Origin of the sequence: Shewanella sp. BF02_Schw (assembly GCF_014596695.2) — a bacterium.
GTDB lineage: Bacteria > Pseudomonadota > Gammaproteobacteria > Enterobacterales > Shewanellaceae > Shewanella.
Window position 1 is genome coordinate 188,007 of record NZ_JABKAW020000002.1, and the last position, 15,907, is coordinate 203,913.

The following is a 15,907-nucleotide window of genomic DNA, read 5'->3' on the forward strand; positions in this document are numbered from 1 at the left end:
AACTTCACCAATATAGAATGATACCAATTTGTTTAAGAATACCTTATTCTGTTAAAAGGCAAAAACATTAAGGAGTAACATGCTTTCGCAACCTGCTAGTACAGATTTGCGCCCAGATATGACCAGCGCTGAATTAAAACAGGCGATTAAGTCACTGGATCAATATTTACAAGATAACATTTTTCAAAGTGCAATTAATGACACCTTGAATAAGCGATCACATTTTTTCGATGCGCTATTATGCCAACTTTGGCAACCCTTCGAATTAGATCCCGCGCGTATCTCGCTCAATGCAGTTGGGGGTTACGGCCGGCAAACCTTACATCCTTTCTCTGATATCGACATCTGCGTTATTCACGATGGTCCATTAACGCCTACGGAAGCTGCTTCTGTAAGCCAATTTCTGACTCAACTTTGGGATCTTAATCTCGATTTAGGTCACGCTGTACGCAGTTTAACTGACACATTTCAAGCCTGTAAGGATGACGTAACCATTGCAACCAGTTTACTGGAAATTCGTCATTTATTCGGTAATAGTCAGCACCAACAGCAAGTGTTGAATGCACTGTACGGCCAGGATTTATGGCAAAGCCAAGCGTTTTTTAATGCCAAACTCAGCGAACAACAAGAACGTCATGCCAAAGCACAAGGCACCTCATACAGTATTGAACCCAATCTTAAAACCAGCCCAGGTGGTATGCGTGATATTCAAACCCTTACCTGGGTTGCTCGCAAACATTTCGGCGTTGCCAATATGCAATCACTACGTCGCTTTGGTTTTTTAACTAATGACGAATATGCTGAATTAATGGAGTGCCAACACTTTTTATTTAGAGTGCGCTTTGCCTTACATCAAGCAGCCCAACGTTCTGAAAATCGTTTATTACTGCAATACCAAGCTGAAGTGGCTAAATTAATGGGTTTTGGTGATGGTATGCCCATCGGTGAAAGCGGCAATATTGCTATTGAAAAAATGATGCGTCAATTATTTCGCGCCATGAAGCGCATCAGCGAGTTAAACAAAATTTTAATGGCGTATTTCCAACGAGAAATTATTCCAGAGCTCAATCCACAAATAATCGCGATTAACGATAATTTTGAAATTGTTGATAAGTACATTCACGTTCGCGACGAAACCGTATTTATCGATCGCACCCAAATTATGGCGTTATTTGAGTTTATCGCGATTCATCACGACAAAATAATCGGTATTACCGCAGAAACCTTACGATCTTTACGCCAAGTAAGACGTCGTTTAATGGGTGATTTACAAGATTTTCAGCGTTGTCGAGAGCAATTTAAAGCGATATTTGTTCACCCTCAAGGCATGGGACTCGCCATCACCTTGATGCATCAACACGGTATTTTAGCCTCTTATTTACCGCAATGGCGTGAAGTTGTTGGCCAGATGCAGTTTGACTTATTCCATGCCTATACAGTCGATGAGCACACCCACAAGGTGCTTAAAAATATATATATCTACGGAAACGACATCAAAACGTTGGATAAAGATCTGGCATTAGCCGCTGATATTTATCAAAAAATGTCTAATAAGTCGACGCTGTTATTTGCTGCATTGTTTCATGATTTAGCCAAAGGCCGTGGCGGTGACCATAGTAAACTCGGTGCTGTTGATGCCAATTTATTTGCTAAGTTTCATGGCTTAAAAGTGTCACAAGAGAAACTGATTTGCTGGCTAGTAGAAAATCATTTGTTAATGTCTATTACCTCACAACGCATGGATATTTATGATCCTGATGTCGTGAATGCTTTTGCCAAAAAAGTAGGTACCTTAACCCGTTTAGACGCCCTGTACTGCCTGACCATTGCCGACATTCAGGCAACCAATGATGATCTGTGGAATGACTGGAAAGCGTCACTATTAAAAGATTTGTATTTTGTTACTCGTAAAGCACTGCGCAATGGTTTTGAAAATATTCTGCAACTGCGTACTTTGGTACGGGAACACAAGCAAGAAGCACTGAATTTATTAGCCACAGATGACGATAGCAGTGACGATATCAAAAAATTATGGCGTCGTTTACCTATCGCCTTTTTCAGTAATGCCGAAGCGGATGATATCGCCAGATACACCCAAGCGATGATTAAACACGATCTTACGCCTGTAACAGACAATCAATACAACACGCTAATTTTACTCGACGATGTCGTGGTAAAAGGTTGCAGTGACGTGTTTGTTTACACCAAAGACAGACACGGATTGTTTGTAAAATTATTCAATACATTAGCGACATTACGTATTTCGGTTAAACAGGCACAAATAGCCCGAACTAAAGACGGTTATGTGGTTGAGTCATTTAAAGTACTCGATTTTGATGAAAAGCCAATTACCAGCGCACAACGTCGTGAACAAGTCATCAACAAGTTACATCAGGTGCTGGATAAAGGTATTAATTTACCGAAAAAACGCCAGTCGAGGCGACATCAGAGTTTCGATAATCAGCCCAATATCGAATTTTTGCATTCACGTAAATCGACCCGTAGCTTAGTCAATGTGTCAGCATTAGACACCAGTGAGTTTATGGAACAAATTGCCAGTGCATTCAGGGAATTGGATTTGAATATTCATTCGGCCACCATCAGTACGGTCGGCGAACGCGCAGACAATGTATTTTTATTATCCAATAAAGACGATCAGCAGTTAACCCCTGAACAACAGCAGCAATTGTCGGCAACATTAATGCAAGCTATCACCACAGACGAATAACGACCTTAATCAGTCAGTGTTGTTGATATAAATGAGCCATGTGTGAATGAATCACCATGGCGCTTTTATTTCACCACTAAGCAGGCTTTGAGCAAACTGATGACTATGCGATAATCATGCCCATCAACTGCCGTAAATTAGGTCATCATGTCACAAGCCTTTAGTTATACTGCTGAATATGTACTAGACAAGTCGTACTTTGAAGAATGCTATCTGCAATCAATTCATCCCAGCACCTCACCAAAACGTTTTATTAAAACCGCCATTTTTGCACTGGTTGGTTTGGCTATTTTAATGCTCGACACACTAAGCCCAACATCAATGAGCACCAAAGAAACCTACTATTTAGGTTACTTTTTTATTGGCTTAGCCGTGGTAGAGTTTTTGAGTATTCGTTTTAATAAAACCTGGTGGTTATGGCGTCAAATGATGAGTAAAGCGGCAGGTGAGCATGTCAATCTTACAATAGATGATAATGGTATCAGTAGTCAGTCACTGCATGTTAATCAACAGATTTTATGGACCGATATTTATCGAATTACTGAAACCGATGCAGGCTTGTTAATTAAACTGCAAAAAACCACGACTTATTTGTCTAAACGCTGCTTAGATAAAAGCGCTATCGACTTTATTAACCAAAAAAAACAATAACTTAAAAATAACTGAGTACTAGTTCAAGACAGTATTTAAATATAGTAGATCAAAAAACACCACGTTTAGGCTAACGCATTCGCAATGCGTGGACGAATGTCGCTAAGTAACTCATCTTCAAACCATGGATTACGACTAAGCCAAATATTATTGCGCGGACTGGGGTGTGGGATTGGGATATAACGAGGCCCAAACCTGCGCCATTGCTGCACTGTTTCGGTTAATGTTTTCGGCTTATCGGTTAAATAATACTGTTGTGCATATTGCCCCACCAGCAAGACCAACTTGACGTTAACTAACTGCTGCAGCAATAAACCATGCCATTTAGGCGCGCATTCTGGCCGAGGAGGTAAGTCGCCAGACTTTCCTTTACCAGAACCGGCATAACTGCCCGGATAACAAAAGCCCATCGGCATAATAGCAATCTGTTTGGCATCGTAAAAAACGTCTCTCGTTACCCCTAACCATAGCCTTAATCGGTCGCCACTGGCGTCATCAAATGGAATACCCGACAAATGTACTTTACGTCCAGGGGCCTGACCGATGATCAACACTTTTGCTTGCGGATCAATTTGCACTACTGGGCGTACACCATCTACCAGGCTTGATACGCAAAGTTGACAACTTTTTACTTGAGTGAGCAACGAAACCATATTCAATACCTTACTTTTTGTATATAAAATCATAAAAAGCGCGTTAATCGCTATATCTAACGGAACTAAGCTGCAGTAGTATTTGTCAAAATAACAAAGTTCTCCCAAGAAGGAACAACCATGCAACATTCACGTCATTCACGTTTAGCCCTTACGACTTTAGCTGCTATGTTAATTAGCGGTACAGCGATGAGTTTTAGTGCTGCTGCACTTCCCCAAGCACCCGTTAACGATGTAGTTTCATTAAAAGAAGCCTGCCAGCAAATTGCACTTGAAGACCAACTGCCAGAAAGTGAAGTCGGCGCATTTTTGCTTGATTGCGTTAACGACCAATTAACCGAAATGGGCTACGAACGTGTTGCGAGTCTAGATTAAGCCAATACTAAGCCTAGACTACCCTCATGATGACGAGTATCAACTGACTCCCATAAAAAAACGCCATTAAGGCGTTTTTTTATGGGAGTCAGTGTTGTTTGAGTAACATAAGCTTAAAACGCTTGGCAAAATATTCCAATCGATGCACCGATGGCAACAAACCAAGACAATGAACGTAATGTTCCAAAATTCAATAAATACAGCGCATGGTAAACCAGCCGTGCGACCACATGTACTATGGCTAAAAGCGCAACAACATCGGTGACATTATTGGTCAGTAAGGCTGTTAATACTGCAATCCCAAATACGATTAGCGATTCAAATGCATTTTGATGCCCTGCTAATGCTCGCGCCCCAAAACCGGTTAATTGAGCTTGCTGGGCTCTTGGATGGTCATTGTCATATCGGCCTAATTTAGCCATTGCCATCGCTAATGGAACTTTTGCCGCATACGGCAACAGCATGGCAATCAATAAACATATCAGTATCGTCTGCATAATCTATCCTTAGTTATTAATATTCTTATTATGTGTAGCTGTGTTTTAGTTGTATTCGTTGTATTCGTTGTATTAGCTGTATTCGTTGTATTAGCTGTATTCGTTACGATTGAACGCGTTGTGTTAACCACTAATGTAATCAGAACAAAATAACATAATCTACCGGCCTTAATAACAACCTAATTCATATAATGCTTAAGCACTCATCTGCAAAATCGTAAATTATTGTTTCACCTTATAAATCAATCACAAGTTAACACATCAACAACATTTTAGTGACTAGTCTACACTTTAACTTGAAAGATCTTTCGCAGCACCACGGTCATTACTAATACCTCCTAACAAGAATAATGGCTGTACCCAGTCAATCTTGTCATGGGTAAACATGAATAGCAGTAAACATAATAACCACAAATGCAAGGAATACATCATGAATATGAAAGCACAAAGCAGCTTAACCGGCGCAGCATTAGCACTCGCAATGGCAAGTTTATCAGGTCAGGCTATGGCCGCTGAAACAAGCACGGCACCTTTGGCAGCAGGCGAAACAGATTTAGTCCATTGTTACGGCGTTAACACCTGCAAAGGCCATAACGATTGTAAAACAGCCGACAATGCCTGTGGCGGTCAAGCAAGCTGTAAAGGCACTGGTTTTGTTGGCATGCCTTCAAAAGCCTGTGCTGATGTAGGCGGCACGCAAAAAGATGATTGGGTTGGTAAAGTCACTAAAGCCGATTTAGTACATTGTTACGGTGTTAACGTCTGTAAAGGCCATAATGACTGTAAAGGTGCCGATAACGCATGTGGCGGTATGGCAAGCTGTAAAGGTACTGGTTTTGTTAGCACTACAGCAAAATCTTGTGCTGATATTGGCGGTAAAACAAGCTAATTAAGCTTCGTTTGATGACGCTGCCACCTACTATTGTGGCAGGGTCATCAGCTTACTATCTCAATGATTAACGCAAGTTTTGCCTAAATCAAGCTAGAACATTTGCATTAAAATAGGATTCACCATGCCAGATACGCGCATTACAGAAGACTTTCTCGGATTTGGCTTGGGCTTACGAACCGACCATTTTGAATACATTTTGCAACACCAGCCAGATATTGACTGGTTTGAAGTGCTATCTGAAAACTACTTAGTCGCTGGTGGTAAACCTCGATATTATTTAGAAGCCATTGCCGAACAATATCCTGTAGTGATGCATGGCGTATCAATGTCGATAGGCAGTACAGATCCTTTAGACATGGATTACTTAAAAGCCCTTAAAAAGCTCAGTAACGACATTCAACCTAAATGGATATCTGATCATATTTGCTGGACCTCAATTCACGGCGTCAATAGCCATGACTTACTGCCACTGCCTTATACCGAAGAAACCGTTAATCATGTGGCGCAGCGAGTTCGACAAGTACAAGACGTACTAGGTCGTCGAATTTTACTGGAAAACGTATCGAGCTATTTGTCATACCAAGACTCGACCATGGATGAATGGGATTTTTTAAGCCAAGTAGCAGAAGCCGCAGATTGCTTAATATTACTCGACATCAATAATATTTATGTCAGCGCCCGTAATCATCATTTTAATCCACTCGATTACCTTAAAAAAATCGACCCACGCCGGGTACAACAGTTTCACTTAGCTGGCCACAGCGATTTTGGTGATTATGTCATTGATACCCACGACCATGATATTCCGCCGTCAGTGTGGACCTTATACCAAGCGGCACTAGAGCGCTTTGGCGCGGTTAGCACCATGATTGAGCGCGACGCTAATATTCCCGAGTTCCCAGCGTTATACCAAGAATTACTCGAAGCGAAAAACATTGCTCAGTTAACCTTACCCGACGACCCAGCCCTAGCACGCTCACAGTTTGGCACTCGTTCACTTGATGACGTCAGCAAATTCATCAGCGCTAATCATGCTTCATCGCAAAAAGTCAGGGCATAACAATGAGTCGTTTAGCTGAAATTCAACAACAATTTATGCAATATTTACTGTCTGATGGTTCGGATACACAACACGGACAGATTCAATCGGTGATGAAAGCAAACGTGTCTGAACAAGCGGGGATCAGCGCCGATGATCGCCTACAAATTTATGCCAACGCTTACCGAATTCGATTAAAAGAAACCATTGAAACCGACCACCAGCTGCTAGGTTTGTATTTGGGTGACGATTTATTCGATAAAATGGCAGCCGACTATACTCGTCAATATCCATCAAGTAATAAGTCATTGCGCCAGTTTTGTGATGGTTTACCGGATTTTTTACAACAAGATGCGTTTTTTAAACAGTATCCGATTATCGCCGATTTAACCCGATTCGAGCGCCGGTTACTCAATGCATTTGATGCTGCAGACTGCGCCCGTACAAGCTTTAGCGACTTACAGGCCATATCACCAGAATTGTGGCCCAATTGCTGTTTACGCTTTCATCCCAGCGTACAAATATTCACTTGTAACAGTAATGCCGTCGAAGCTTGGCAAGCGTTAAAAGTGGATACCGCGCCGCCAGAACCTGACTATCAGTCACCTAGGGCATGGTTATTATGGCGGGGAGAGTCGCGGTTAACAGAATTTGTATCATTAACGACAGAGCAACATGCGTTGTTACTCGGGTTTATTCAGGGCAACAACTTTGCCGACCAGTGCGAACAAATGTTGCAATGGCACGACGAGCAATCTGCGCCAATGATGGTACTGCAGACCATGCAAACCTGGTTTCAACGCGGCTTAATTCGAGCGGTAGTGAGTAAGTAGCTAATTTACGTTAACTCATTTCTGGACAAAGCTTGATAACTACTTTCTCGTCGTCCCGGCAGTACTTTTGAGACGGGATCCAGGTGATATTCTTGCTTTGTACTTATGTACATATGGCCTGCAGCCACTAACGTCGTGGCGCTTCGCCCACACCAGACCAAGAGGAAGCAACGGCGGTTCCCTCTTTATTTTCTATAAAAGAATTGGCCCAGCCACCACATCAAAATTATCCCATTTGATTTAAATAATAGAAACAATAATTTCGCGACGTGGTTGAATCCAGCTTTTAACTTCGTCTGTGTGTTCTTCGGCCACCTCTTTATAGTAAAGAATGAAAATGCTAACGCTTCAGATGGGGCATCCCTTCCCCTCTAAAGCTAGCTCGCCGTGCATGACCAGCTCACGTATTCTCATATAAAGAGTCTTCAAAGGCCTCAAGTTCAGAGTTGAATTTAGGCATTTCAAGCTGAGGCATCTAACTCATTTATGGACATTTCCGAGTTATACCATTAATTCTAATTCGTGAGTTTCAGGTTAAATTTTCTATAGGTAACGCCCAAATAACGGACAAAAAATAGTTGGTTAAAATAAGCGACGCGGGAGCAAAAACCAACTGTTTTTTGTCCTGTTGATTTGCTTGATACTCATTGAGCCCCCTCCCTAGCAAGCCGCATCAGCGGTATGCTTAAGGTGACTAAACCAACAGGAGAAAACTCAATGAGATTTTATAATAACTCACATCCATACTACTGTGGTATCGATTTACATGCACGTTTACTTTATGTCTGTATCATTGATTCTAAAGGGGAAGTTGTAGCTCATAAAAAGATAGGTGCCAGTAAAGATGACTTATTACTCATTCTAGAACCCTATATCGGCAATGTGATTGTCGGGGTTGAGTGCATGCATTGCTGGTATTGGGTGTCCGACTGGTGTGCTGAACTTGGGATTGATTTTATCTTAGGTCATGCGCTTTATATGAAGGCGATTCACGGTGGTAAAACCAAAAATGATAAAGTCGATTCCTTTAAAATTGCCACACTACTGCGTGGTGGTAACTTTCCAATAGCTTATGATTATCCAAGTGAAATGCGCGCAGCTCGTGATCTACTGCGCCGAAGAATGAAGATTGTCCGTCACGGGGCCATGCTCAAAGGTCATGTGGTTAACACCAACAGCCAATACAATTTACCTGCCACTGAACTTAATCTTAAAAACATCTCTGCAAGACAAAAACTTCGCGAGCAATATCAAGATCCTATCGTACAACGCAACATTGATTTAGACATGGCACTACTTGATTGTTATGCAAAGGAACTCGCACAGGTTGAATGGTTCATTGAAAAACAGGCCAAAAACCATAATCCCGTCTATTTAGAATTACTGAAAACAGTACCAGGTATTGGCAAGATTTTGTCACTGACAATCCTCTATGAAATCGGTGATATCAGTCGATTTGAGTCAGTACAAAAGTTTGCTTCATACTCTCGATTGGTCAAATGCAAAGCAGAATCAGCGGGTAAAACCTATGGCACCAATGGCAATAAAATCGGTAATGCTCATTTGAAATGGGCATTCTCAGAAGCAGCGGTGCTTTACCTGCGAGGCAATGACAAAGCACGTAACTACCTTAATCGATTACAAAAACGAATGAGTAAAGCAAAGGCGTTGTCTGCACTGGCACATAAGCTTGGTCGCTGCGTCTATTTCATGCTGAAGAACAAAACGGTGTTTGATGAACAACGATTCTTAAAAGGATAAGTCGCGCAATAAGGTGAGCTGAACGTCTAACTAGATACTCTTAAAAAGAGAAGCGAGCATGACCGTGAATGATGTGGCTAATGAAGCAATGACTTCTCACCATCATCACTATGCCAAATGCTATTTAAGCTACGTTGCCTTGATTAGACACCTTATTGGCGCGCATTAATAAATACAATCAACAAAGTCGTTTACACCCTAAATGAGCCTGAAACTAACTGTGCAAAAAGCACCTCTGACTTGAATAGTGCCATCTTAGGGTTAACCGATAAATGTCTAGTGCCCCTGATATTTCAACGGATTGAAAAGAGTCAGGCAGCGATAAGATCGCACTAAGAGAGCCTCTATATGTGTTTGCTGTAAACGATGATTTGACAGCTAAATGACAGACGAAGTAGATGAATTTGTTGATTGATTTTAATTTGACTGCAAAAGCAGTCAAATAAGTTAGGCTCGCCTATTGACTGGTGGAAGGCTCATATGTGTTAGCAAGCTTTATCACTGAAACATTTAGCAAGTGTTATCTCTAATTCAGTCAGTGCCTGCGGTATTGTACTAATACATAACTGTACTTTAGGATCATTGCCATCTAAATGCAGACGACTAAAAACTGACCTAAGATTGGAGTGAGAGTCACTACAAAGTTCATTGTAAACTGTATCGTAAAAGTCTTTTAAATCTGCCAGATCAAACTTTGCACCAATTCTAATTGTATTAAATTGATCACCAAGGTCAGCCTTTTCTTTGACGAGCTGAGCTTTGAACTCTACTAAGTCGTCAAGTTCAGCAGACTCTTTTAACCACTCTAAATGCTTGGGATCTAGATTATCTAAGACCTTTATCCATTCTTTCAACCGATTTGATTGTAACCTGTAGCTATAAGCACGATTCGAGGACAAATTGTGAAAATCAACAAAGGTTTCAGAAAATGTTCTATACAGAACAGGAATGCCTGATAGTTTCCCTGCATCATTGAGAGTAATTATTGCATCAGCTAGATCTAGCAAACTGGAAGAATATGCCAACAAAGTATATTTGTATAAGTTTTGTTTATACATCGGAATTAACCGATCCACTTCATCTTTAATATTAATAATTCGTTCTGCCGGACTCACATTACCACCTTGCTTGCTAACGCCCTAATAACAGGCAAAAAATTGTTTGCTAAAATGTTGAGGAACGAAAACAGCAAACTGTTTTTTGTCCTTGTTGATTAGCTTGATACTCATTGAGCCCCCTCCCTAGCAAGCCGCATCAGCGGTATGCTTAAGGTGACTAAACCAACAGGAGAAAACTCAATGAGATTTTATAATAACTCACATCCATACTACTGTGGTATCGATTTACATGCACGTTTACTTTATGTCTGTATCATTGATTCTAAAGGGGAAGTTGTAGCTCATAAAAAGATAGGTGCCAGTAAAGATGACTTATTACTCATTCTAGAACCCTATATCGGCAATGTGATTGTCGGGGTTGAGTGCATGCATTGCTGGTATTGGGTGTCCGACTGGTGTGCTGAACTTGGGATTGATTTTATCTTAGGTCATGCGCTTTATATGAAGGCGATTCACGGTGGTAAAACCAAAAATGATAAAGTCGATTCCTTTAAAATTGCCACACTACTGCGTGGTGGTAACTTTCCAATAGCTTATGATTATCCAAGTGAAATGCGCGCAGCTCGTGATCTACTGCGCCGAAGAATGAAGATTGTCCGTCACGGGGCCATGCTCAAAGGTCATGTGGTTAACACCAACAGCCAATACAATTTACCTGCCACTGAACTTAATCTTAAAAACATCTCTGCAAGACAAAAACTTCGCGAGCAATATCAAGATCCTATCGTACAACGCAACATTGATTTAGACATGGCACTACTTGATTGTTATGCAAAGGAACTCGCACAGGTTGAATGGTTCATTGAAAAACAGGCCAAAAACCATAATCCCGTCTATTTAGAATTACTGAAAACAGTACCAGGTATTGGCAAGATTTTGTCACTGACAATCCTCTATGAAATCGGTGATATCAGTCGATTTGAGTCAGTACAAAAGTTTGCTTCATACTCTCGATTGGTCAAATGCAAAGCAGAATCAGCGGGTAAAACCTATGGCACCAATGGCAATAAAATCGGTAATGCTCATTTGAAATGGGCATTCTCAGAAGCAGCGGTGCTTTACCTGCGAGGCAATGACAAAGCACGTAACTACCTTAATCGATTACAAAAACGAATGAGTAAAGCAAAGGCGTTGTCTGCACTGGCACATAAGCTTGGTCGCTGCGTCTATTTCATGCTGAAGAACAAAACGGTGTTTGATGAACAACGATTCTTAAAAGGATAAGTCGCGCAATAAGGTGAGCTGAACGTCTAACTAGATACTCTTAAAAAGAGAAGCGAGCATGACCGTGAATGATGTGGCTAATGAAGCAATGACTTCTCACCATCATCACTATGCCAAATGCTATTTAAGCTACGTTGCCTTGATTAGACACCTTATTGGCGCGCATTAATAAATACAATCAACAAAGTCGTTTACACCCTAAATGAGCCTGAAACTAACTGTGCAAAAAGCACCTCTGACTTGAATAGTGCCATCTTAGGGTTAACCGATAAATGTCTAGTGCCCCTGATATTTCAACGGATTGAAAAGAGTCAGGCAGCGATAAGATCGCACTAAGAGAGCCTCTATATGTGTTTGCTGTAAACGATGATTTGACAGCTAAATGACAGACGAAGTAGATGAATTTGTTGATTGATTTTAATTTGACTGCAAAAGCAGTCAAATAAGTTAGGCTCGCCTATTGACTGGTGGAAGGCTCATATGTGTTAGCAGTTTTGCCATCCGCTCTAAATCACTAGCTACATCATTGAAACCGAAGTAATTTGTAGGATGCTCATAAGCACTATCGCGGTACCCATCTGATGGCTCATAATCAGTTAGACGAGTTCTTAATTCATCTCTGAGTAGCATGGCGTCAACTTTAAATCTGCGATCATATTCTGCATTTCGTTCATTGGAAAGTCGCATGATTTCGCTGGTATTCTTTTCCCACGCCTTATTTCTTTCTTCTTCTGTTAGTGCTTCTCGCATTACTGAACGCTCAATACCACTTACACGATCATCTTCTTTCTTATGCCTTTCTATAAAGTCTCGGAGGTTTTTTACCACTTCTAGGGTTTTCTCTTTCAACGCGATTTCATCTGAACCAACTACTTGTTGAACATTATCATCATATTTTAATGCTCTATCTTTGTACGATTCGGCTTGCTCTGTTTTTAAAAGTAGCCTCTCTTTTAAAGTTTCATTTTTTGCCTTAACTTCATCGACAAGAACTGTGAATTTAAATTTTGCGGCTAAATAAGCAAGGGCAAACATTAATGCCCCTAGTATCAAAAAAGCAAACGGTGCTTGAGATATTACAGCCCATTCTTTTGATATGTAATCAAAAATTTTATCCATATACGACCCTGTATGATTGAACTGCTAACGCCGTTTTAAGCGGCAAATTGCTGTTGGCTAAAATAAGTGAGGCACGAACAAAAAGCCAACTGTAATTTGTCCGACTTGAAAACCCTTGTTAGTGTGAACTTGGCTCAAAACCGTAGCGCCATTCATTTAACCTACCATCTGAAGATTCAATTTTATAGATATCCATGATTTCTTCCATATAAGATAAACCACGATCCATTTCTTCAGAGTCCATTTTAGCGAATTGTTTTGCTGCAACTTTTAAAGTTGACCAAAACTCATTTTCAGTAAAACTATCAGATGGTGACTCAATGAGTTTTACCAAAGCTGAATTTATTACGTTTTCAGCTTCGATTCGAATTAATTCGTCTGGTGCTCCTGGGTAAAATAGAGCTAAGTTTGCAAGGAATTTTTTCTGTGACTTTAGTTCTCGCAGAGCCTCTTTGACTTCACTTCCATTTGATAGCATTTTAATTTCCATTTCATTGCAGCCTTGAATTAAACATAAGACTAACAGTATTCGCAAAAGCTTCATTTGTTCACACTAACGCCTCGTTGAGAGGCAAAAAATAGTTGGTTAAAATAAGCGAGGCACGAGCAAAAACCAACTGTTTTTCGTCCTAGTTTAACGACTTGTTATGTGTTTAATACACTGATGTACTTAGCTATTTTCTCTACTAGTAATTCAGACTCAGGATTTTTTGCATTAACAATGTAGCCAGACCAAATATCCCACTCCAAACCAATAATGGATTGGTTTAAAATAAAGTCTTGGAATGTTTCATCAAGACCATTAATAAGCTCGGTATGAGGAATTAATTTGAATTCTTTAACAACGGATTTAGTGATTCCATGATAATCCTTTGAGGATATCTTATCAAAATCATATGTTAGCCTATTGCTGCAATCTCGATGTTTATTCACCCAACCTTCCTAAACACATAACGCCGGTAGCAAAGGCGAGCGTTAGCGAGTCCAGCCCGCGCCTTTTGCGGGCGATTTTGCCTACCCTTGTTACGTGTTTTCATGGCTCTTTAGTGCCTTGTACTCTTTAACTGATGAAGGCCAAAGAATGACCCTATAAATATCATCCGCGTCTTCCCATTCCTCGGTTATTGAATCGAGGCCTTTGGCTAAAGAAAGTGCTGCATAGGCACCCGGTTTGATTTCTATCTTTGCTGCATCAGGTAAATAGTCTGTGCAACCGAACACTGCGCAACTACCAGACTTGATAGTGAGGTACCCTTTCGAAGCATGATCCCACTCTTCGAGATTGATATCAGGCTCACTATCGTATATCTCTACCTCAACTGGCACATCAACATTGCGGAATGTCCCAACTGCGAGAGTATTTGGCGGTAACCCTAGTTTTAGATCAAGCGCCTCATCAGTCCACACTTCCGAAGTATCGTCATCTGCCTCAGTATCCATAAGATAGACCTGAAAGTAGTCAGCGAATAATTCAAACTTATAATTCTTCATCGGTGCTTCCGTGACACGTAACGCCCTGCTAAGGGGCTGATAATAGTTGGCTATAATGTGCGAGGAACGAAGCGCAGCCAACTGATAGCAGTCCGTTTTGAGCAGCTTGTTATCTGTATTATGTACACCACTCTCCGAGTACATCTGGTGAAGAGAAACCATGCATCATAATTTTATTTGGAGTATCACCAAACCCCAAAGCAAACTCATTTTCGTTTTCTAATGTTAGCAACCAGCTATTTTCATGTTTTGCGATTGCCCAAACCTTAGAGCTTTGATATTTCTCAATATCACCGTTCTTTACGCATGTAGATACAACAGTTGCTACGATAGGCGTTATAACATTTGCCAATAACTCTTTAGACAACCTTTCAACGAAGTCTTCATAAGTTTCACCTTTAGGAGTAATGACTTGAGAATCCCCTGCTAATGCGGCTCTAATTTTCGATAATGCTTCAGACTTATTCATACACATAACGCCCGCATTTGCGGCGACTGAAGTGAAGCGTAAGGAGTCCGGCCGCGATAGCGGCGAGCAACATGCGCTTGTTAGCGCTTTGTTGAATAGTATTGATAGATACCTCCGCCTAATAACGAAAAAACGGCTAAAGCTGCTGGAACTTTCATTGCTGCTAGGCCCCAAGTGGAAAAATCTATACCAGGGCCTAGAAAAATCAAATACACAGTAAGGAGGATATATGTGGTGATGGCGAAAAACCCGGCAAACCACCATTTTTTTACGTTAGAAATTTTAACGCAGATGTAGCCCGCTATCACGATTAAAAGCAGCTGTACGATATTTGCCAAATAGCTATCAATGGCTGATTTTTCCTCACTCCAATAGTGCAGCAAAATAAGGACATGAGCCAATGCGAGCACGCCAAAGAATAGAGTGGATATAAATACTGCAATTATGTTTTTCATATAGTATTGAGCACTAACGCCGCGTTAAGCGGACTAAAATTGTGGGTTATAATGTGTAGCGAAGCGAAACGTAACCCACTGTTTTAGTTCCGTTTTAAACGCCTTGTTATGTGTGTAAGCGACCATTTTTTCGAATTAGAAAACTCGTAAGAAAACATAGACCCGCACCTATAATTAACCCAAGAGTCAACATCATTGCAATTGCAATTCCCAAGCTTCCTCCAGCTCCACCATGATAATTAGGCTGAGACACAGCGTATATATGGTCGATCCACAAATATGTGAGCCCTAAAGTTGGGATGCTAATGTAGAAATACATTATATATCTATGTATAAAATATAAGATTAGAGGAATAACATAAAATATAACCGCACAATACAGATATATATGGTCTAGAAAATGCTCCAAACTTACCTCGTCACATAACAGCTTATTGAACGGCTCGCCCGATAAAGTCGGCTGTTCAAGTTATTGATTTATATCATCCTACATTCTCTATGTCTTTGATGTAAAGCGATAAAACACTCTCAACATCCTAAAACAAAACGAGCTTGCGCGTTAATGTCGTAAAAAAATAAGCGATGAAATTTATTTTCAATAT

At 40.7% G+C, this 15,907-nt stretch carries 17 protein-coding genes; 8 read left to right on the forward strand and 9 right to left on the reverse strand.

All coding sequences use genetic code 11. The features are described 5' to 3' along the window. The first annotated feature begins 79 nt into the window (after positions 1-79). A complete protein-coding gene (gene glnD / locus HNW13_RS09270) occupies positions 80-2,728 on the forward strand; it encodes a [protein-PII] uridylyltransferase (protein WP_192115777.1) in 2,649 nt (882 codons plus the stop codon). Positions 2,729-2,875: 147 nt separating this feature from the next. Further along, positions 2,876-3,379, forward strand: a complete 504-nt coding sequence (locus HNW13_RS09275) for a YcxB family protein (RefSeq protein ID WP_192115776.1) — start codon at positions 2,876-2,878, stop codon at positions 3,377-3,379. A 65-nt stretch (positions 3,380-3,444) separates the two neighbouring features. Here the strand turns inward: HNW13_RS09275 and HNW13_RS09280 are convergent, their stop codons facing one another. Next, on the reverse strand, positions 3,445-4,032 hold the full coding sequence (locus HNW13_RS09280; RefSeq protein WP_242445096.1) for a uracil-DNA glycosylase family protein: 588 nt from the start codon (positions 4,030-4,032) through the stop codon (positions 3,445-3,447). Between the two features lie 120 nt (positions 4,033-4,152). On the opposite strand from HNW13_RS09280, the gene HNW13_RS09285 reads away from it, so the two are divergent. Next, positions 4,153-4,407, forward strand: a complete 255-nt coding sequence (locus HNW13_RS09285) for a hypothetical protein (RefSeq protein ID WP_182745074.1) — start codon at positions 4,153-4,155, stop codon at positions 4,405-4,407. Positions 4,408-4,520: 113 nt separating this feature from the next. Here HNW13_RS09285 and HNW13_RS09290 read toward each other — a convergent pair whose 3' ends face one another. Next, a complete protein-coding gene (locus HNW13_RS09290) occupies positions 4,521-4,904 on the reverse strand; it encodes an MAPEG family protein (protein WP_192115775.1) in 384 nt (127 codons plus the stop codon). A gap of 430 nt (positions 4,905-5,334) precedes the next feature. Here HNW13_RS09290 and HNW13_RS09295 point away from each other — a divergent pair, with 430 nt between their 5' ends. The 4 genes from HNW13_RS09295 to HNW13_RS09310 all read left to right on the forward strand — a co-directional run bounded on the left by HNW13_RS09295 (position 5,335) and on the right by HNW13_RS09310 (position 9,429). Next, positions 5,335-5,793: a hypothetical protein gene (locus HNW13_RS09295; RefSeq protein ID WP_101085837.1), complete on the forward strand. Its 459-nt coding sequence runs from the start codon at positions 5,335-5,337 to the stop codon at positions 5,791-5,793. Between the two features lie 124 nt (positions 5,794-5,917). After that, positions 5,918-6,856, forward strand: coding sequence for a DUF692 domain-containing protein (locus HNW13_RS09300; RefSeq protein WP_101085838.1), 939 nt, complete (start codon positions 5,918-5,920; stop codon positions 6,854-6,856). 2 nt (positions 6,857-6,858) lie between these two features. Continuing rightward, a complete protein-coding gene (locus HNW13_RS09305; RefSeq protein ID WP_192115774.1) occupies positions 6,859-7,668 on the forward strand; it encodes a DNA-binding domain-containing protein in 810 nt (269 codons plus the stop codon). Between the two features lie 717 nt (positions 7,669-8,385). Further along, the gene (locus HNW13_RS09310) at positions 8,386-9,429 is read left to right on the forward strand and encodes an IS110-like element ISShfr7 family transposase (protein WP_123884363.1); all 1,044 of its coding nucleotides are present in this window, start codon (positions 8,386-8,388) and stop codon (positions 9,427-9,429) included. Positions 9,430-9,914: 485 nt separating this feature from the next. Here the strand turns inward: HNW13_RS09310 and HNW13_RS09315 are convergent, their stop codons facing one another. Continuing rightward, positions 9,915-10,544 carry a DUF5677 domain-containing protein gene (locus tag HNW13_RS09315; protein ID WP_102036073.1) on the reverse strand — a complete coding sequence of 210 codons (630 nt, stop codon included), beginning with the start codon at positions 10,542-10,544 and terminating at the stop codon, positions 9,915-9,917. Between the two features lie 183 nt (positions 10,545-10,727). Here HNW13_RS09315 and HNW13_RS09320 point away from each other — a divergent pair, with 183 nt between their 5' ends. Continuing rightward, on the forward strand, positions 10,728-11,771 hold the full coding sequence (locus tag HNW13_RS09320; protein ID WP_123884363.1) for an IS110-like element ISShfr7 family transposase: 1,044 nt from the start codon (positions 10,728-10,730) through the stop codon (positions 11,769-11,771). Between the two features lie 447 nt (positions 11,772-12,218). Here the strand turns inward: HNW13_RS09320 and HNW13_RS09325 are convergent, their stop codons facing one another. The 6 genes from HNW13_RS09325 to HNW13_RS09350 form a co-directional block, all read right to left on the reverse strand. Then, on the reverse strand, positions 12,219-12,890 hold the full coding sequence (locus HNW13_RS09325) for a hypothetical protein (protein WP_192115772.1): 672 nt from the start codon (positions 12,888-12,890) through the stop codon (positions 12,219-12,221). Positions 12,891-13,008: 118 nt separating this feature from the next. Then, complete coding sequence (locus HNW13_RS09330) at positions 13,009-13,380, reverse strand: DUF4844 domain-containing protein (protein ID WP_243756229.1); 372 nt, start codon at positions 13,378-13,380, stop codon at positions 13,009-13,011. Positions 13,381-13,535: 155 nt separating this feature from the next. Next, positions 13,536-13,823 carry a hypothetical protein gene (locus HNW13_RS09335; protein ID WP_192115771.1) on the reverse strand — a complete coding sequence of 96 codons (288 nt, stop codon included), beginning with the start codon at positions 13,821-13,823 and terminating at the stop codon, positions 13,536-13,538. 90 nt (positions 13,824-13,913) lie between these two features. After that, the gene (locus tag HNW13_RS09340) at positions 13,914-14,381 is read right to left on the reverse strand and encodes a hypothetical protein (RefSeq protein ID WP_192115768.1); all 468 of its coding nucleotides are present in this window, start codon (positions 14,379-14,381) and stop codon (positions 13,914-13,916) included. A 118-nt stretch (positions 14,382-14,499) separates the two neighbouring features. Then, positions 14,500-14,850, reverse strand: coding sequence for a hypothetical protein (locus HNW13_RS09345; protein ID WP_208062846.1), 351 nt, complete (start codon positions 14,848-14,850; stop codon positions 14,500-14,502). An 80-nt stretch (positions 14,851-14,930) separates the two neighbouring features. Next, positions 14,931-15,305 (reverse strand): hypothetical protein, encoded by a 375-nt coding sequence (locus HNW13_RS09350; RefSeq protein WP_102037532.1) that lies wholly within the window; start codon positions 15,303-15,305, stop codon positions 14,931-14,933. Between the last annotated feature and the right edge of the window lie 602 nt (positions 15,306-15,907).